This window comes from Pseudorhodobacter sp. E13 (assembly GCF_003991405.1).
Classification (GTDB): Bacteria; Pseudomonadota; Alphaproteobacteria; order Rhodobacterales; family Rhodobacteraceae; genus Pseudorhodobacter.
On sequence record NZ_RPEN01000157.1, the window covers coordinates 92,378 to 111,301 of the forward strand.

General features: G+C 59.7%; 17 protein-coding genes. 13 read left to right on the plus strand and 4 right to left on the minus strand.

Features of this window, described 5'->3' with window-relative positions; translation table 11 throughout:
- Nucleotides 1-59: 59 nt before the first annotated feature.
- A complete protein-coding gene (locus EGN72_RS12740; protein ID WP_127048168.1) occupies nt 60-2,318 on the plus strand; it encodes an NADP-dependent malic enzyme in 2,259 nt (752 codons plus the stop codon).
- Nucleotides 2,319-2,428: 110 nt separating this feature from the next.
- On the plus strand, nt 2,429-3,295 hold the full coding sequence (locus EGN72_RS12745) for a ribokinase (RefSeq protein WP_127048170.1): 867 nt from the start codon (nt 2,429-2,431) through the stop codon (nt 3,293-3,295).
- On the opposite strand, the gene msrA is transcribed toward EGN72_RS12745, so the two are convergent.
- On the minus strand, nt 3,296-3,946 hold the full coding sequence (gene msrA / locus EGN72_RS12750; RefSeq protein ID WP_370323276.1) for a peptide-methionine (S)-S-oxide reductase MsrA: 651 nt from the start codon (nt 3,944-3,946) through the stop codon (nt 3,296-3,298).
- Nucleotides 3,947-4,034: 88 nt separating this feature from the next.
- Here msrA and EGN72_RS12755 point away from each other — a divergent pair, with 88 nt between their 5' ends.
- From EGN72_RS12755 to EGN72_RS12765, 3 genes are all read left to right on the plus strand, one after another.
- Nucleotides 4,035-4,934 carry a D-amino acid aminotransferase gene (locus EGN72_RS12755; protein WP_127048172.1) on the plus strand — a complete coding sequence of 300 codons (900 nt, stop codon included), beginning with the start codon at nt 4,035-4,037 and terminating at the stop codon, nt 4,932-4,934.
- An 84-nt stretch (nt 4,935-5,018) separates the two neighbouring features.
- Nucleotides 5,019-5,741, plus strand: coding sequence for an HAD family hydrolase (locus EGN72_RS12760; protein ID WP_127048174.1), 723 nt, complete (start codon nt 5,019-5,021; stop codon nt 5,739-5,741).
- A gap of 86 nt (nt 5,742-5,827) precedes the next feature.
- On the plus strand, nt 5,828-6,238 hold the full coding sequence (locus EGN72_RS12765; RefSeq protein WP_127048176.1) for a hypothetical protein: 411 nt from the start codon (nt 5,828-5,830) through the stop codon (nt 6,236-6,238).
- Nucleotides 6,239-6,322: 84 nt separating this feature from the next.
- On the opposite strand, the gene EGN72_RS12770 is transcribed toward EGN72_RS12765, so the two are convergent.
- Nucleotides 6,323-7,564: an argininosuccinate synthase gene (locus EGN72_RS12770; protein WP_127048178.1), complete on the minus strand. Its 1,242-nt coding sequence runs from the start codon at nt 7,562-7,564 to the stop codon at nt 6,323-6,325.
- A 134-nt stretch (nt 7,565-7,698) separates the two neighbouring features.
- Here EGN72_RS12770 and ilvA point away from each other — a divergent pair, with 134 nt between their 5' ends.
- Nucleotides 7,699-8,946 (plus strand): threonine ammonia-lyase IlvA, encoded by a 1,248-nt coding sequence (ilvA, locus tag EGN72_RS12775; RefSeq protein WP_127048180.1) that lies wholly within the window; start codon nt 7,699-7,701, stop codon nt 8,944-8,946.
- A gap of 3 nt (nt 8,947-8,949) precedes the next feature.
- On the opposite strand, the gene EGN72_RS12780 is transcribed toward ilvA, so the two are convergent.
- The gene (locus EGN72_RS12780; protein ID WP_127048182.1) at nt 8,950-9,282 is read right to left on the minus strand and encodes an Hpt domain-containing protein; all 333 of its coding nucleotides are present in this window, start codon (nt 9,280-9,282) and stop codon (nt 8,950-8,952) included.
- 181 nt (nt 9,283-9,463) lie between these two features.
- Between EGN72_RS12780 and EGN72_RS12785 the strand changes: the two genes are divergently transcribed.
- Complete coding sequence (locus tag EGN72_RS12785; RefSeq protein WP_127048539.1) at nt 9,464-10,723, plus strand: PP2C family protein-serine/threonine phosphatase; 1,260 nt, start codon at nt 9,464-9,466, stop codon at nt 10,721-10,723.
- On the opposite strand, the gene EGN72_RS12790 is transcribed toward EGN72_RS12785, so the two are convergent.
- Nucleotides 10,720-11,166, minus strand: coding sequence for an NUDIX domain-containing protein (locus tag EGN72_RS12790; RefSeq protein ID WP_127048184.1), 447 nt, complete (start codon nt 11,164-11,166; stop codon nt 10,720-10,722). The genes EGN72_RS12785 and EGN72_RS12790 overlap by 4 nt on opposite strands.
- A gap of 76 nt (nt 11,167-11,242) precedes the next feature.
- Between EGN72_RS12790 and EGN72_RS12795 the strand changes: the two genes are divergently transcribed.
- From EGN72_RS12795 to EGN72_RS12820, 6 genes are all read left to right on the plus strand, one after another.
- Nucleotides 11,243-12,235, plus strand: coding sequence for an Hsp33 family molecular chaperone HslO (locus EGN72_RS12795; RefSeq protein ID WP_127048186.1), 993 nt, complete (start codon nt 11,243-11,245; stop codon nt 12,233-12,235).
- Nucleotides 12,225-12,815, plus strand: coding sequence for a CoA pyrophosphatase (locus EGN72_RS12800; protein WP_127048187.1), 591 nt, complete (start codon nt 12,225-12,227; stop codon nt 12,813-12,815). Before EGN72_RS12795 ends, EGN72_RS12800 begins: the two co-directional genes overlap by 11 nt.
- On the plus strand, nt 12,812-13,939 hold the full coding sequence (locus tag EGN72_RS12805; protein ID WP_127048189.1) for a CCA tRNA nucleotidyltransferase: 1,128 nt from the start codon (nt 12,812-12,814) through the stop codon (nt 13,937-13,939). Before EGN72_RS12800 ends, EGN72_RS12805 begins: the two co-directional genes overlap by 4 nt.
- A gap of 63 nt (nt 13,940-14,002) precedes the next feature.
- The gene (locus tag EGN72_RS12810; RefSeq protein WP_127048191.1) at nt 14,003-15,847 is read left to right on the plus strand and encodes an ABC transporter ATP-binding protein; all 1,845 of its coding nucleotides are present in this window, start codon (nt 14,003-14,005) and stop codon (nt 15,845-15,847) included.
- On the plus strand, nt 15,844-17,688 hold the full coding sequence (locus EGN72_RS12815) for an ABC transporter ATP-binding protein (RefSeq protein WP_127048193.1): 1,845 nt from the start codon (nt 15,844-15,846) through the stop codon (nt 17,686-17,688). Before EGN72_RS12810 ends, EGN72_RS12815 begins: the two co-directional genes overlap by 4 nt.
- A complete protein-coding gene (locus tag EGN72_RS12820) occupies nt 17,685-18,905 on the plus strand; it encodes a class I SAM-dependent RNA methyltransferase (protein WP_127048195.1) in 1,221 nt (406 codons plus the stop codon). The genes EGN72_RS12815 and EGN72_RS12820 overlap by 4 nt, the downstream gene beginning before the upstream one ends.
- Nucleotides 18,906-18,924 lie beyond the last annotated feature (19 nt).

Sequence of the window (18,924 nt, forward strand, 5' to 3'; positions counted from 1 at the left end):
CATTGTGCCATCGCGCGCGCCTGTCTAATATCCCCGAAACATCGGAGGAAAAACGGCCCATGGCTCCAAAAAACCGCGTCACGCCCGAAGAGGCACTTGCTTACCACCTTGAACCAAAGCCGGGTAAGTATGAAATCACCGCCTCAACGCCAATGGCCACCCAGCGTGATTTGTCGCTGGCCTATTCGCCGGGCGTGGCGGTGCCGGTTCAGGCCATCGCGGATAACCCCGAAGCGGCCTATGATTACACGGTCAAAGGAAATATGGTTGCTGTGATCACAAACGGCACGGCCATTCTGGGCATGGGGAACCTTGGGGCGCTTGCGTCCAAGCCGGTGATGGAAGGCAAGGCGGTTCTGTTCAAGCGGTTTGCCGATGTGAACGCGATTGATCTGTGCCTTGATACCGAAGACGCGGACGAGTTTATCAAAGCGGTGTCGCTGATGGGCCCCACCTTCGGCGGCATCAACCTTGAGGATATCAAGGCGCCGGAATGTTTCATCATCGAACAGCGGCTCAAGGAAATCATGGACATCCCGGTGTTCCACGACGATCAGCATGGCACAGCCGTGATCTGTGCCGCAGGGTTGATCAATGCGTTGGAACTGTCTGGCAAGAAGATCGAGGATGTTCGGATCGTTCTTAATGGGGCAGGGGCGGCGGGGATCGCTTGTCTGGAACTGCTGAAATCCATGGGCGCGCAGCATAACAACTGCATCATGTGCGACACCAAGGGCGTCATCTACCAAGGCCGCACCGAAGGTATGAACCAATGGAAATCGGCCCATGCCGCCAACACCGAATTGCGGACGCTGGAAGAGGCGATGAAGGGCGCAGATGTGTTTCTGGGCGTTTCGGCCAAAGGCGCGGTGACGCCGGAAATGGTCTCTAGCATGGCGGAAAACCCGGTTATTTTTGCCATGGCCAACCCAGACCCCGAAATCACCCCCGAAGAAGCGCATGCCGTGCGCCCGGATGCGATTGTCGCGACAGGCCGCTCTGATTACCCCAATCAGGTGAACAACGTTCTTGGCTTTCCCTATCTGTTCCGCGGCGCGCTCGATATCCATGCCCGCGCCATCAATGACGAAATGAAGATCGCCTGCGCCAATGCGCTTGCCAAACTGGCCCGCGAAGATGTGCCGGATGAGGTTGCCATGGCCTATGGCCGCAAGCTGAGCTTTGGCCGCGATTACATCATCCCCACCCCTTTTGATCCCCGGCTGATCTATGTGATCCCGCCAGCGGTCGCCAAGGCGGGAATGGATACTGGTGTCGCCCGCAGGCCGATCATTGATCTGCACGCCTATGAGTTGACGTTGAAATCCCGGATGGACCCGACAGCCTCGATCCTGCAAGGCATCCATGCCCGCGCGCGGCAGGCACAAGCCCGGATGATCTTTGCCGAAGGCGATGACCCCCGCGTGCTGCGCGCCGCCGTTGCCTATCAACGCGCGGGCCTGGGCAAATCCATCGTCGTCGGGCGCGAAGCCGATGTGAAGGAAAAGCTGGAAGCCGCAGGCCTCGCCGATGCCGCCCGAGAGTTGGAGATCGTGAACGCAGCCAACACCCGCAATCTGGAGGTCTATCGCGAATTTCTGTATAAACGCTTGCAGCGTAATGGTTTTGACCGGGCAGATATCCACCGCCTTGCTGCCCGTGATCGCCATGTGTTTGCCTCGCTGATGTTGGCGCATGGGCATGGTGACGGACTTGTCACCGGGGCCACGCGCAAATCGGCGCATGTGCTGTCACTCATCAATCATGTGTTTGACGCCAAGGCCACGGATGGTGCAGTGGGTGTCACGGCACTGCTGCACAAAGGCAAAATCGTGCTGATCAGTGACACTTTGGTGCACGAATGGCCAGAGCCGGAAGACCTTGCCACCATCGCCACCAAAGCCGCAGGCGTTGCCCGCAATCTGGGGCTGGAACCGCGCGTGGCCTTTGTGTCCTTCTCTACCTTCGGCTATCCGGTGTCCGAACGCGCAACCAAGATGCACCAAGCACCAAAAGTGCTGGATGCCCGCAAGGTCGATTTCGAATACGAAGGCGAAATGACAGTCGATGTGGCGCTCAACACGGATATCGCCGCGCATTACCCTTTCAGCCGCCTTACGGGGCCCGCCAATATCCTCGTCGTTCCCGCGCGGCATTCGGCTTCTATTTCGGTGAAATTGATGCAGGAAATGGCAGGGGCAACCGTTATCGGCCCGATTCTGACCGGGGTGAAACATCCGATCCAGATTTGCAGCACCAACTCCACAGTGAATGACATTCTCAACATGGCCGTCATGGCCGCCTGCAAAGTGGGATAAATCGCTTGACGGGGGCCTCTCGCCCTCGTTTCATCTATTGTTAAATATCCCGGGGTCCGGGGCAGCGCCCCGGCTCTGTGCCCTGCGATCCCGTCGAAACAGGGGCAGACATGGCCATCTATACGCTCGGTTCCATCAATATCGACCACGTCTATCAAGTGCCGCATCTGCCCCGACCGGGTGAAACCCTTGCGGCAACTGACTATGTTCAAGGTCTGGGCGGCAAAGGCGCAAACCAATCCGTTGCCGCCGCCAAAGCGGGTGCGCGGGTGTTTCACATTGGCGCCATCGGCACCGATGCCGCCTGGACGCTAGAGGCGCTGCAACGCCATGGTGTCGACACCAGCAATGTTACCCAGATCAAAACCCCAACCGGCCACGCCATCATCCAGCTCGATCCACAAGCCGAAAACTGCATCACGCTGTTTCCTGGCGCCAATCGTCAAATATCGGATGCCATGGCCGCCCGCGCCTTGGCCTCAGCCCGGCCCGAAGACACGCTTCTGATGCAGAATGAGACCTCGGCCCAATCTTCCACCGTCCGGCTGGCTGCCGATATGGGGTTGCGCATCCTGTATTCCCCCGCGCCTTTCGATCTGACGGCGCTGCAAGAGGTGATGGCTTACACCTCCCTTCTTTTGATGAATGAAGGCGAAGCGGCAGAAATGGTGGATGCCTTCGGTGCCTTGCCTGACTGCGATGTCATCATCACGCGCGGGGCGGATGGCGCGGAATGGCATAGCCCCAAAGCAGAGCCTCTGTTCATGCGCGCTTTTCCCGTCACTGCTTTGGATACCACCGGCGCGGGCGATTGTTTCGCCGGAACCATCGCAGCAGCCCTTGATGCTGGTCTTTCACCCGAGCAGGCCCTGCGGCGCGCTTCTGCTGCGGCTGCGCTTCAGGTCACACGCCTTGGTGCCGCGGCCGCCATGCCGACCGCCGCCGAAGTTGACATGTTTCTGCAAACTGCTCCGTGATTACTTCACGAAAGGCGCGGCCTTACCCCAAAGCTGCTTGACCCGTGCATCACGACCGCAAGCGCTGCGATAAAACTTATACGCCTCCGCTTGCGATTTTGGCCCGCGCCGGGTGATTACGATGTTCTGCCCCTTGTAGTAATCCTGATGATAGCCCTCGGCCTTCCAAAACGGTCCCGCAGGCAATATCGGCGTCACGATCTTGCGCCCCAAGGCCTTGGCTGCCTGTGCCTTCTCTGCCTCTGCCGCTGCCTTTTGTGCCGCGTTCAACGGGAAAACGGCGGTGCGATAACTGTCGCCCCGATCGCAAAACTGCCCCCCGGCATCCGTCGGATCAACGGAGCGGAAGAACAGTCCGATAATCTGGTCATAGCTGATCTTGGCATTGTCAAACGTGATCTCAACCGCTTCATAATGCCCTGTGCCACCTTTGCCGACCTGCTTGTAAGTCGGGTTCGCGGTGGTTCCCCCGGTATAGCCCGAAACAACGCGCTTCACCCCGGAAACGGATTCGAAATCCGACTCAACGCACCAGAAACACCCTCCGGCGACCACCGCCTTTTCCGTTGCCGCCTGCGCTACGCCGCTACCCAGCGCCAAACTCAGCAAAACCCATTTCCACATCGCCAAAGCCTCCCTTTTCGCAAACATGGCGCACCGACCCGCGCCAAGGCAACACAACTCCCCCGTTGTCACGGCAAGGTGATGCTCCTAACCTCGCCGCAAAACAGGGGGCCACATGACCGACCACATCACGACGCATCAATCCGAGGAAGATGCCCGCAACGACTCCATCCTCATCTGGCTGAACGGGAAACTGGTGCCGAAAGCCCAAGCTTTGGTTTCAGTCTACGACTCCGGCTTCATGCTGGGCGATGGCGTCTGGGAAGGGCTGCGGCTTTACAACGGCAGATGGTCTTTTGCCGATGAGCATCTGGACCGGTTGTTTGAGGCTGCAAAAGCGATCGACCTGACAATCGGCCTGACCCGTGATCAGTTGATGACCGCACTCACCGATACACAGGCCGCCAATCAAATGACCACCGACGCCCATGCCCGGCTGATGGTGACCCGCGGCGTCAAAACCCGTCCTTTCCAGCATCCGGGCCTGTCGCGTCAAGGGCCAACGATCACCATCATCATGGAACATTCCAAACCGAAAATCCCGCGCCCGATCCGCCTTGCCACGGTCCCACACCTGCGCGGGCTGCCCATGACCCAAGATCCAAAGCTGAACTCTCACTCCAAACTCAATTGCATCCTCGCCTGCATTGCCGCCGAAAAGGCCGGCGCGGATGAGGCGCTGATGCTGGATGTGCATGGTTTCGTAAACACGACGAATGCCTGCAATTTCTTCATCGTCAAAAAGGGCCAGGTTTGGACCAGCACAGGCGACTATTGCATGAACGGCATCACCCGCCAAAAGGTCATAGATCTGTGCCACGCCAATGATATCCCGGTGTTCGAACGCAATTTCAGCTTAGTCGATACTTATTCCGCCGATGAAGCTTTCCTCACAGGCACCTTTGGGGCGCAAACACCGGTGGGTCAGATTGATGGCCGCCAAATCGGCACCGGCGAAATGGGCCCCGTCACCACGCACCTGCGCAGCCTTTACAAAACCCTCGTCGGTGCCTGATCTCATCTTGGCCCAAATACCTCACGGGGGGTGCGGGGGGTGTGAAACCCCCCGCTCCTCCGGTCACAGCAAAGGGAACGGAATATGAAAATCGCGATGTGGTCCGGGCCACGCAATCTGTCAACCGCCATGATGTATAGCTTTGCCGCGCGGGGTGATTGCGCCGTGGTGGACGAACCTTTCTACGCCGCTTATCTGGCGCAAACTGGCATCATTCACCCGATGAATGATGAAATTCTCGCCAGCCAACCAACGGACCCGGCACAGGTTGCTGCCACGCTCATCGGCTCTAACCCCGCACAAAAACCGATTTTCTACCAAAAACACATGACGCATCACATGCTTCCCGGCATGGACCTGTCCTGGATGGCGCAATGCGAGAATGTCTTTTTGATCCGCCACCCCGCCCGCGTCATCGCCTCCTATGCCCGCAAACGCGAAGGGCCAAGCCTTTCAGACATCGGCTTTCCGCAGCAAGCGGCCCTGTTCCAGCGCGAGGCAGATCGCCTTGGCCGCCCACCCATCGTGATCGACAGTGTCGATATCCGCGCCGATCCTGCCGTGGCACTGGCCAAGCTTTGCGCGGCGCTGCACATTCCCTTTACCGAAAACATGCTTCACTGGCCTGCAGGCGGCCACGCCGATGACGGCATCTGGGCCACGCATTGGTATGGCGCGGTCCACCGCTCCACCGGGTTCGAAGAGGCCGAGGGCCCGCTGCCAGCGCTTCGTGCTGAATACGCAGACCTTCTCGCGCAGGCCCTGCCGTATTACGAGGCGATGGTGCCGTTCAAAATCACGCTCTAGCGAAAAAAGAAAGATGGCGCTGAAACTTTCCCCGGCTGGTTTGCGTAGCTTCGGCATAAGTCACGCAACCATCAAAGGGAAACATGATGAAATTTGTAACATTCACCACCGCCACGCTGCTTTCCACCACCATGGCCTTTGCGGCGGGCGATATGGTTCAAGGCGTCACTGCCGCTGATCAGTCCGTTGCAAACGGGATCGTCTCGGCAGAAAAGATCACGGCGGCGCAAAATGGTTGGCTGGTTGTCCACCGCACCGATGCCAGCATGAAGCCCGGCCCCGTTGTTGCCTATGCCCCGATCCGTGAAGGCGAAACGATGGATGTTGCCGCCATCCTGACAGAGCCGGTCGCCCCCGGTGATATGCTGATGCTTATGGTGCATGGCGAAGATGGCGGCAATATCGTCGGCAATTTCGAATATACGCTGGGCGCGAAAGAAGATGGCCCAGTGCGGATTGATGGCAACTTGGTGATGACCGTGATCACCGTGCAATAAGCACCGCTTTGGCCAAATAAAAAACGCGGGCGCATCCTTTTGCGCCCGCGTTTTTATTTTCTAGTCCTTCGGTTTTTGCCCCGATCAGCCTTTAACCCGCGCGTTGCGGGTGGCAATCAGTTTCAGACGCAGCGCGTTCAAGCGGATAAAGCCTGCGGCGTCTTTCTGGTCATAGGCACCCGCATCATCTTCAAAGGTCACATGCGCTTCGGAATAAAGCGAATGCTCGGACCAGCGGCCCACGCAGCTTGCAACGCCTTTATACAGTTTCAACCGCACGGTGCCGGACACATGTTCCTGCGATTTGTCGATCAGGGCTTGCAGCATTTCCCGCTCGGGGCTGAACCAGAACCCGTTATAGATCAGCTCGGCATAGCGCGGCATGATGCTGTCTTTCAGGTGGCCCGAGCCTGCATCAAGCGTGATCTGTTCAATCCCGCGATGCGCTTCCAGCAGCACGGTGCCGCCGGGGGTTTCATAAATCCCGCGGGATTTCATGCCGACAAAGCGGTTTTCCACGAAATCCAACCGTCCGATTCCGTGCTTGCCACCCAATTCGTTCAGCTTGGTCAAAATCGTGGCCGGGCTCATCGCTTCGCCATTGATCGCGACTGCATCGCCTTTTTCAAAGGTGATCTCGATATATTCCGGCGTGTTCGGCGCGTCCTCGGGGGACACGGTGCGCTGATACACATATTCCGGCGCTTGCTCCGCCGGGTTTTCCAGTGCCTTACCTTCGGAAGAGGTGTGCAGCAGGTTCGCATCAACCGAGAAGGGCGCCTCGCCGCGCTTGTCCTTGGCAATCGGAATCTGGTTCGCTTCGGCAAATTCCAGCAGCTTGGTGCGGCTGGTCAGATCCCATTCGCGCCAGGGGGCGATCACCTTGATTGACGGGTCCAGCGCATAGGCGGAAAGTTCAAACCGCACCTGGTCATTGCCTTTACCGGTCGCGCCATGGGCGACTGCATCGGCCCCATGCTCATGCGCCAGTTCCACAAGACGCTTGGAAATCAGCGGGCGGGCAATAGAGGTGCCCAGCAGGTAAAGCCCTTCATACAGCGCATTGGCGCGGAACATCGGGAAAACGAAATCGCGCACGAATTCCTCGCGCACGTCTTCGATGTGGATATTCTTGGGGTCGATGCCCAAAAGCACGGCTTTCTGGCGCGCTGGCTCCAGTTCTTCGCCTTGGCCCAGATCGGCGGTAAAGGTGATAACCTCACAGCCATATTCCGTTTGCAGCCATTTCAGGATGATAGAGGTGTCCAGCCCGCCGGAATAGGCGAGGACGACTTTTTTAGGCGCAGATGCTTTTGCGGCAGACATTGGTCTCTCCTTCGCGATTTCCCTGCGATTACTGGGAAATCGGGCCGAGGGCAAGCGGTGGCTTTCTGCCGCAGCCGTGCGCGGAAGCATTGGTCCCGCTTGTTTTTGCACCGCTGATCGGTCTAATCGGCGGTATGAGCAATTTTACCGATGCCGCCCGCCTTGCCACTGCCGCCCTGCGCGATCTGTTTGATCCGACGCCGTTGCAGCGCAACGACCATTTATCCGCGCGCTACGGGGCCGAGATTTGGCTGAAACGCGAAGATCTGGCCCCGGTGCGATCCTATAAAATTCGGGGTGCGGTGAATGCGATGCGCAAGGTGCGGGTTGCCGACCCGGCGCAAAAGCAGTTCGTTTGCGCCAGCGCGGGCAATCATGCGCAGGGCGTAGCCTATGCCTGCCGCCATTTCGGGGTGCGCGGCACGATTTTCATGCCGGTGACAACGCCGCAGCAAAAGATAGATAAAACCCGTGTTTTCGGCGGGGATAGTGTCGATATTGTGCTGACTGGTGACTATTTTGACCAGACGCTGACAGCCGCGCAAAAGTTCTGCGCCGAGAAGTCTGCGCATTTCCTGTCACCTTTTGATGACCCCGATGTGATCGAAGGGCAGGCAAGCGTTGCGGTGGAGATGTTGGAGCAACTGGGCAAAGCGCCCGATCTGGTGATCTTGCCAGTCGGTGGCGGTGGGCTTGCCTCAGGCGTGACGGGATTCATGCGGGATGAATGCCCCGGGACGGCGTTTCGTTTTGTCGAACCTTTGGGCGGTGCCAGCCTGACTGCCGCGCTGGAACATGGTGGGCCGACGACGATCGCCAAGGTGAATTCTTTTGTCGATGGTGCAGCCGTGGCGCGGCTCGGGTCTTGCACCTATGAGATGCTGAAATGGGTGGACCCGGCACAAGTGTTGCTCGCCCCCGAGGACCGGATTTGCGTGACCATGCTAGAAATGCTGAACGTCGAAGGCATCGTGCTGGAGCCCGCAGGCGCGCTTTCGGTCGATGTGCTTCCCAGCCTTGCCGAGCAGATTGCGGGGAAAACGGTTGTCTGCGTCACCTCTGGCGGCAATTTCGATTTTGAACGTTTGCCCGAGGTGAAGGAACGCGCGCAGCGCTATGCCGGGTTGAAGAAGTATTTCATTCTGCGGATGCCGCAGCGCCCCGGTGCCCTGCGAGAGTTTCTGATGATGCTGGGCCCGGATGATGACATTGCCCGGTTTGAGTATCTGAAGAAATCAGCGCGCAACTTCGGTTCGGTCCTGATCGGGATTGAGACGAAGAACGCGGATAACTTTAAGGACTTGTTCGCCAATATGCAGACCGCCGGGTTCAGCTATCGCGACATCACGGCGGATGAGGCTTTGGCAGAGTTCCTGATCTGACCTTCAGGCCGCATCCTCGGCCGCCTGCCCATTGGCATAAGCCCGTTTTGACGCTTCGTAAACTGTGACGACGCGTGCCAGATCAATACTTGCAACGTCCCCCAGAGCAGCCGCTTTTTCCCCTGCCTGACACAACGCGGCAAATTCCTTGAACCCAAGGTTCAAGGCACTGCCTTTCAGGAAATGTAGCGCAGATTCAATCTGATCGGCGGCCGTAAGGGCGGGGATTTTGGCGGCAACCTCATCCGCTTCCTCCAGAAACAGGTCCACCACCTCTTCAAAATCATCTTCGCCGATTTCGTCGCGCAATTCGCGCACGCGTTGCCAATCAATCATATCACCCTCCAACACGGCAATCTTGTCGCCTCCACACCACGGGATTGTGCGGCGCGGGGTTTAACAATCTGTAACCCCGGTTTTGCAGAGAAGGACGAATTTTAGGTTTTACAGCGCCTTAAGGTTTTGGCGGCAAACCAAGCGGACGACTTGCAAAGGAAACCTCGTGTCGGCTTTGGTGATGAACGATCTGGCCATTGATACACTGCCGCGCCGCACCGCCGCGCGGCATGTGCTGGTTGTGGATGACAGCCGCGCGCAACGGCGCATTCTGGCCTTGGCGCTGCAACGGGGCGGCTATCGCGTCACCGAGGCGGATTCCGGCGTGTCGGCGCTGGCGCTTTGCCGTGATATTGCCTTCGATTTCGTGCTGAGCGATTGGATGATGCCCGAGATGAACGGGCTGGATTTTTGTCAGGCTTTCCGCGCCTTGCCAAGGGAAGGGTATGGCTATTTCATCCTGCTGACATCCAAATCCGAAAAGGCCGAGATTGCAGATGGTCTGGACTGTGGGGCCGATGATTTCTTGTCCAAACCCGTCAATCCTGGGGAATTGCACGCCCGTTTGCGCGCAGGTGAACGGATACTAAGCATGCAGGCGGAGCTGGTGGAAAAGAACCGGCTGGTCGGTTCTACCCTCGATGAATTGCAAAAATTGTATGATTCGCTGGATCGCGACCTGATTGAGGCGCGGAAGCTGCAACAAACGCTGGTGCGCGAAAGGTTCCGTGATTTTGGCCGGGGCGAGGTGTCTGCGCTCTTGCGGCCCTCTGGCCATGTCGGCGGCGATCTGGTCGGTTTTTTTGAGATTCATCAGAATCGAATCGGCATCTATTCTGTCGATGTTTCGGGGCACGGCGTCGCCTCTGCCATGATGACGGCGCGGCTTTCGGGCCTGCTGTCGGGCACCACGCCAGATCATAATGTCGCGCTGACGGTCAGCGCCCGTGGCGAACGCAACGCCCACCCGCCCGAGGTTGTGGCGGCGCGGCTGAACCGGATGATGTTCGAAGACATCAAGGTAGAGCAGTATTTCACCCTCGCTTATGCCGATATTGATCTGGAAACGGGGCGGGTGCATCTGGTGCAGGCGGGGCATCCGCACCCCGCGATCATCCGTGCCAGCGGCGCGGTTGAATATATCGGGGATGGTGGCATGCCCATCGGATTGATTCCCGATGCAACCTATGAACGGGTGGAGGCGGTTTTATCCCCGGGCGACCGCATGTTCCTTGTGTCCGATGGGGTAACGGAATGCCCGTCCCCCGATGGCATTGAACTGGGCGAAGAGGGGCTGACGCGTATCTTGCTGGCCAACAAATCCATGTCCAACGCCGCCTTGATAGAGGCGTTGATCTGGGATCTGTCCAGCTACTTCGGGGGGGAGGATTTTCCCGATGATGTGTCTGGCGCGCTGTTCTTGCTGAAAGGCCCGCCCTAGCGCATCAATTCCGCGAACCGGGCCATCAGCGCGCGATCGCCTGGGTTGCCCAAAACCTCGGCGGCAGAGCGGAGCGGCAGCCAAAGCGGCAGGTGCCCCGGCTCTGTCGGCGCGGAAACCCGAACGGTGGGGCGGCCCACATAGATCGTGCACAGCTTTTCGGCCCAAAGGTCATATTCCGGCATATAGGTAAAGCGCCGGAAGGTGCCAAAGCGAAATTGCAGCGCCATCCGCCATCCGGTTTCCTCAAACACCTCGCGGTGCAGGGCGGCGATGGGGTGTTCGCCTTTGTCGATTCCACCGCCGGGCAACTGAATTTCGGGCGTCGGTTCGGCCTGATGGGTGGCCAGAATCTCGCCATCCCGCAGCAAAATCGCATAGACGCCGGGCCGCCTTGTGTAGCGTTGGCCCGTTCTTGGGGGGTCGCCATAGCATTTGATCATCGCTTTGCCCTTGGTCCTTTGGTTGCCGTGCCTATATGTTCGCGGTATGCCAAGGCTGGCTTGCCAAGGGAACCCCATGACCATCGGAACAAAAATCGCTTGGGACGATACCGTCCTTCCGTTTCAACTTGATCACTCTGACATCCGGGGCCGCGTCGCGCGGCTTGATGGTGCGCTGGAGTCGGTGTTGAAGCAACATGAATATCCGCCACAGGTGGAGGCGTTGGTCGCAGAGGCCACATTGCTGACGGCTTTGATCGGCCAGACTATCAAGCTGCGCTGGAAACTCTCGCTGCAAATCCGTGGCGAAGGGCCAGTCCGCCTGATTGCCACCGATTATTACGGCCCGACAGAGGATGGCCAGCCCGCGCGGGTTCGGGCCTATGCCGGTTACGACCAAGAGGCTGATCTGGGTGACGCTGCGCCGTTTTCGCTGCTTGGGGCTGGGTATTTCGCCATTCTGATCGACCAAGGCGAAGGCATGGTGCCGTATCAGGGCATCACGCCTATCGCCGGATCATCGCTTTCCGCCTGTGCAGAGACGTATTTCGCCCAGTCCGAGCAGTTGCCGACCCGGTTTCAGCTTAGCTTCGGCAAATCCACCCTGCCGGGTGAGGGGGCTGCGTGGCGGGCCGGTGGCGTGATGTTGCAAATGATGCCCAAGGCGTCCCCTTTTGCGGCCAAGGATGGCGGGTCGGGCGATGAAGGTTTGCTCGCGCATCAAGATCTGGTTGATGGCGATGAGGGTGAAAACTGGACCCGTGTGAACATGCTGTTGGACACGGTAGAGGAGTTGGAGCTGATCGGCCCGCAGGTTGGTCCGACAGACCTGCTGATTCGTCTGTTCCATGAGGAAGGGCCGCGCGTGTTTGACCCGCAGCCGGTGCGCTTTGGCTGCACCTGTTCCGAAGAACGCGTGCGCCAGTCGCTGTCGATCTATGGGGCCGAGGATATTGCCGAGATGACGACCGAAGACGGTGTGGTCACGGCGGATTGCCAGTTTTGTGGGGCACAATATGTGCTGGACCCCAAAACGCTTGGCACGCAGGCAGGGCAAGATGACGCCTGATCGGTTGCATCGGGCGTTGGCGCGGGAAACTCCTGCCTCGTCTGATTTTGACCTGAACCCCGGCACGGTCTTGCCGGAAAACCGGAAATTGCGTGCGGCTGCCGTCTTGGTGGCCGTGCAGTTTTCCGAAGCTGGGGCGCGTTTGATCCTGACGAAACGGTCGTCGCATCTGAAACATCACCCCGGCCAGATCGCCTTTCCGGGGGGCAAGGTCGAAACCTATGATGCCGGCCCCGCCGCTGCCGCGCTGCGCGAGGCAGAGGAGGAAGTGGGCCTGCCCCGTGGCTTGGTTAATGTTTTGGGCGAATTGCCGACGCATGAAACCGTCACAGGCTTTACCGTGACCCCGATTCTGGCCGTTGTGCGCGGGGCGTTCAATGCCGTGCCAGAGGCGGGTGAGGTGGAAGAAGTTTTCACCGTTCCACTTGATTTCGTCACTAATCCGGCAAATTTCCGAGTAGAGGCACGGCTTTGGCGCGGGGATTGGCGGCGCTATTACACGGTGCCTTACGGGCCCTATTATATCTGGGGGGCCACCGCGCGGATTTTGCGCGGCTTGGCGGATCGGGTGACAGAATGAAGATCGGCGGCGCATGGCTGGACCATCTTGGCACCCAAGGCTTGTGCAAAGCTTTGGCCGAAGGCGGCGCGATGGCGCTGTTTGTCGGGGGCTGTGTGCGCAATGCCCTGATGGGGGTAGAGGTCAATGATATTGACATCGCCACCGATGCGCGGCCCGAAACCGTGACTAACCTTGCGGAAAGGGCGGGTTTCAAGGTGGTGCCAACGGGCTTTGACCACGGCACCGTGACGGTGATCGCCAAAGGTGTTGCGCATGAGGTGACGACCTTACGCCGCGATGTTGAAACCGATGGTCGGCATGCGGTTGTCGCCTTTTCTACCTCGGTCAATGAGGATGCCGCGCGGCGGGATTTCACGATGAACGCGCTTTACGCGCAGGCGGATGGCACGGTTGTGGACCCGTTGGGTGGCCTGCCGGACCTGTTGGCGCGGCGCGTGCGCTTTGTTGGCAATGCCGAACAGCGCATCACCGAGGATTATTTGCGTATCCTGCGCTTTTTTCGTTTCTTTGCGTGGTATGGCGACCCTGCGCAGGGGTTGGATGCCGAAGGTTTGGCCGCCTGTGCTGCCCATTCCGCCGGATTAGAGACGCTTTCGCGCGAACGCGTGGGGGCGGAGTTGAAAAAACTGTTCTCGGCGACGGACCCGTCGATGGCCGTGGCCAGCATGGCCCAAACCGGGGTTCTGGCCGCAGCGCTGCCCGGCGCAGATGCACGCGCCTTGCCGATCCTCGTTCATCTTGGTGGGCGCGATTGGCTGGCCCGGCTTGCCGTGATTGGGGGCGATTTTGACAGCCTGCGCCTGTCGTGCGCCGATCTCGCACAGGTCAGGTTGATCCGGGCGGAGTTGGCAACCATGCGCGGTGCGGCAGAGCTTGCCTATCGCTTTGGCGCGGCGGTGGCCGAGGCGGTTATTCTGGGCCGTTCCGCTATGTTAGAGACTGATCCGCCGCCAAACTGGCGCACGGAGGTGCAGCGCGGGATTGACGCGGTGTTCCCGGTTGCCGCCGCTGATCTGATGCCGCGTTTGCAAGGCAAGGCACTAGGCGATGCCCTGCGAGACGCTGAACAGCGCTGGATCGACTCGGGCTTTGCGCTGACAAAAGCCGATCTGCTGGGCTGAGTGTTTTCCTTTCCGGTCGCAAAGACTATATCGGAGAGACGCATTTAACGAAGGCATCCCCCCGTGTTTCGGTTTTTCGAAGGGTTGATAGATCCATACGGCCCCTATCCGCAGACAGACACGCCGCCCCGGCAGCTCTGGCCCTTTCTGAAGGAATATATCCGGCCGTTTCACAAGGTCTTTGCGATAACGGCTGTGGTGTCGATCCTTGTTGCGTCGATCGACGTGGTGCTGATCTGGTATGTGGGCCGTTTGGTCGATGTGCTGGCAGGGGGTGGCCCGGCGCAGGTTTGGGCCGACCACGGGCTAGAGTTCATTCTGGTTGCCATGGGCATTTTCCTTATGCGCCCGCTGTTTGCGGGACTGAACACGGCGCTGCTGCACAACTCTATTTTGCCGAATTTTGGCACGCTGATCCGCTGGCGCGCGCATAGCCATGTGTTGCGCCAACCCGTTGGCTGGTTTGAATCGGATTTCGCGGGGCGCATCGCCAACCGGATCATGCAAACCCCGCCTGCGGCTGGCGATGCGGTGTTTCAAACCTTTGATGCGGTGGCCTTTGCGACTGTGACGCTGATCGGCTCGGCCTTCGTTCTGGCCGATGCGGACCCGCGCTTGATCGTTCCATTGCTGATCTGGTTTGCGCTTTATCTGGTGTTGGTGCGCTGGACCTTGCGGCGGGCCGGGCCTGCGGCCAAGGCCAGTTCGGACGCGCGCTCGGCGGTGACGGGGCGGGTGGTGGATGCCTATACCAACATTCATTCCGTCAAGATGTTCGCCCATCACGACAGCGAACTAACCTATGCCAAAGAGGCGATTGAAACCGCGCGCGAGACGTTTTCGCGGGAAATGCGGGTTATCACGACGATGGATGTGGCGCTGACCGTGTTGAACGGTGCCTTGATCGTGGCGATCACGGGCTATGCGCTTTACCTGTGGTTTCAGGGGCAGGCGAGCGTTGGGGTCGTGGCCGCCACCACCGCGCTGGTGCTGCGGCTGAACAATATGACCTATTGGATCATGTGGGCGACGACCAGTCTGGTGCAGGCGCTGGGCGTGGTGGCCGAAGGCATGGAAACCATCGCGCAGCCTATCAGCCTTGTGGACAAACCCGATGCCAAACCGCTGGCACTGCACGCGGGCCGGATAGAGATTGACGCGCTGTCGCATCACTATGGCCGGGGTAGCGGTGGTTTGCGCGATGTGACGCTGACCATTGCACCGGGCGAAAAGGTTGGGCTTGTGGGCCGGTCGGGTGCGGGGAAGTCGACCCTCGTCAAGCTGATGCTGCGGTTTTATGATGCCGAGGCGGGGCGGATTCTGGTCGATGGCCAGAACATCGCTGATGTCACCCAAGCCAGCCTGCGCGCTCAAATCGGCATGGTGCAGCAAGACAGCAGCCTGTTGCATCGCTCGGTCCGTGATAACATCCTGTATGGTCGCCCCGATGCCTCCGAGGCCGAAATGATCGAGGCCGCCAAGCGTGCCGAGGCGCATGACTTCATTCTGGACCTGCAAGATCCAGAGGGTCGTCGCGGCTATGACGCACATGTCGGCGAACGCGGGGTGAAGCTTTCGGGCGGGCAGCGCCAGCGTATCGGTTTGGCGCGGGTGATCCTGAAAAACGCACCGATCCTGATACTGGACGAGGCGACAAGCGCGCTGGACAGTGAGGTGGAAGCTGCGATTCAGGAATCGCTTTACGGGGTGATGCAAGGCAAGACAGTGATTGCCATCGCGCACCGTCTGTCTACCATTGCCGCGATGGACCGGATCGTCGTTTTGGATGACGGGGCTGTTGTGGAAACCGGCAGTCACGCCGCGCTTTTGGCGCAAGATGGGCTATATGCCCAATTCTGGGCTCGTCAATCCGGCGGGTTTCTGGGCACGGATGAGGAAACAGAATGACTTTGGTTGCGCGCATTGGTGGCTTGATAGAGGCTTTTCGCCCGGCCGAAGGGCCGCCGCCGCAAAATCTGGGCGCGTTCTTTCGCTGGTGCCTGTCGGGCAGTTGGCCAATGCTGTGGCTTGCTGGCGCGCTGTCGGCGATTGCCGGCGCGATGGAGGTGGTTTCCGCCTTGTTTCTGGGCTGGGTGATTGATGCGGCGCTTGCCTCGGGGGCCGAGGTGTTTTTCAGCGAACACCTTTGGCTGCTGGTTGGTTTTGTCGGCTTTTACCTGATCTTGCGGCCCTTGGCCTTTGCGGCTTCGGCGGCGTCAAACTCTATCATCGTGGGGCCGAATGTGTTGCCTTTGGTGTTGTCGCGCCTGCATCGTTGGACGCTGGGGCAGGCGGTGACGTTTTTTGACAATGATTTCGCAGGCCGGATTGCGCAGAAACAGATGCAAGCCGCGCGGGCCGTGACCGATGTTGCGACCGAGGTGATCAACACGGTGGCCTTTGCGCTGGCCTCTGTCATCGGGTCGGTGGTGTTTCTGGTGGCGGTGGATTATCGCGTGGCGCTTGCGCTGGCGGTGTGGCTGGTCGCCTATGTCTTTACCATTCGCTATTTCATGCCGCGCGTGCGGGTGAATTCGGCGGCGCGGGCCTCGGCGCGGGCGATGGTGACGGGGCAGGTGGTCGATACCATCACCAATATCAAAACGGTCAAGCTGTTCGCCCATGCCGCATTCGAAGATCGCGTGGCCCTGAAGGCGATGCAGGTGTTTCGCGACCGGTCGCTGGAGTTTGGGCAGATTTCAACCCTGTTCCGCTTTGCCCTGATGACGCTGGCGGGGGCTTTGCCCCTGATGCTGATCGGTGGCACGCTGATTTTGTGGGGGCAGGGGATGGCCACGGCAGGCGCGATTGCGGCGGCGGGTGCGATTTCGATGCGGATCGCGCAGATGTCGGGTTGGGTCAGCTTTACGCTGATGTCCATCTATACCTCGGTCGGAGAGGTGGAGGATGGGATGCGCACCCTGTCGATTCCGCATACGCTGGCCGATGCGCCCGATGCGGTGGAATTGCCACGGGTGAAAGGCGAGGTGACGTTTCAAGATGTGTCCTTTGCCTATGGTCGCAAGCGCGGCGGGGTGGAACACATCAACCTGACGATCAAGGCCGGGGAAAAACTGGGCATCGTTGGTGCCTCGGGTGCGGGGAAGTCGACCTTGGTTTCCTTGCTTTTGCGGCTCTATGATACCGAAAAAGGCGCGGTTTTGATTGATGGCTGGGATGTGCGCAAGGTCACACAAGAAAGCCTGCGGCGGCAGATCGGCATGGTCACGCAGGAAACCGCGATGTTCAACCGCTCGGCCCGTGACAATATCAAATATGGCCGCCCAGATGCCGATGAGGCCGAGGTGATTGACGCCACCCGCGCCGCCGAAGCGCATGAGTTTATCGAACACATGATCGACCATAATGACCGCAAGGGCTATGACGCCTATCTGGGTGAACGCGGTGTCAAGTTGTCCGGCGGGCAGCGGCAGCGGATTGCCTTGGCCCGGACCTTCCTGAAAGATGCGCCGATTCTGGTGCTGGATGAGGCAACCTCGGCGCTGGACAGCGAGGTAGAGGCGGCCATTCAATCCACTCTTGCCAAGGTGATGGAGGGCAAGACCGTGCTGGCAATTGCGCACCGTTTGTCCACGATTGCCGAGATGGACCGCATAGTTGTGCTGGACAATGGGCGCATAGTCGAAGAAGGCAGTCATGATGCGCTTTTGGCCTTGGATGGGCTTTATGCGCGCTATTGGAACCGCCAATCCGGCGGCTTCATCGGATCGGAAGAGGCGGCAGAGTGAAACTAACCATCGAACGGCTGGGCCATTTGGGCGATGCGATTGCCCAAGGTGAAAACGGCCCGATCTTTGTGGCGCAGATGTTGCCGGGTGAAGAAGTTGAAGGCGAGCTGGTCGGCAGCCGTCTGGAAAACGCGCGGATCGTGACGCCTTCGCCCGACCGCGTGCGCCCACCTTGTGCCCATGCCCGCAGTTGCGGCGGCTGCATGATGCAGCATGCCAAGGATGATTTTGTCGCGGCATGGAAGATGGATGTGGTGCGGTCTGCACTGGCCGGGCAGGGGTTGGAGGCGGATTTGCGTCCCATACTGACCTCGCCACCCCAATCGCGGCGGCGTGCGACGATTGCGGGGCGTCGCACCAAAGGCGGCGCGATGCTCGGCTTTCACGCGCGCGGGTCCGATGCGCTGGTGTTGGTTCCGCAGTGCCAGCTTTTGCACCCTGATCTGATAGCCGCTTTCCCGGCGTTGGAGGCGCTGGTGATGACGGGTGGTTCGCGCAAATCGGAACTGGCGCTGACCATTACCCGCAGTCTTGCCGGTCCCGATGTGTCGGTTACGGGGGGCAAGCCGCTGGATGGGCAGTTGCGGCTGGAACTGGCCCGCGTGGCCGAGGCGCGCGGCTTGTCACGCCTGACATGGGAGCATGAGGTGGTGGCCCTGCGTGCCGCCCCGATGCAGGCCATGGGCCGCGCACTGGTGGCCCCGCCGCCCGGTGCGTTCCTGCAAGCCACGGATCAGGGGCAGGCCGATTTGTTGCGCGCGGTGCAAGAGGCTGTCGGCGATGCCAAGCGCATCACCGATCTGTTCGCAGGCTCTGGCACCTTTGCCCTGCCTTTGGCCGAACGGGCCGAGGTTCACGCGGTCGAAGGCGATGCGGCGATGATGGCCGCGCTGGATAAGGGCTGGCGGCAGGCTGAAGGGCTGAAACGTGTGACCACCGAAACGCGTGATCTGTTCCGCCGCCCGCTGGAACCTGATGAGTTCAAGAATGTGCAAGCCGTGGTGATTGACCCGCCGCGCGCCGGGGCCGAGGCACAGACCAAAACGCTGGCGGCCGCCAAAGTGCCGGTGATTGCGGCGGTGTCCTGCAACCCAGTCACCTTTGCCCGCGATGCCCGGATCCTGACAGCAGCGGGCTATCGGCTGGATTGGGTGCAGCCTGTGGATCAATTCCGCTGGTCCTCGCATGTGGAGCTTGCAGCCCGCTTCAGCCTGTAGAATATGGGCGCATTAAACC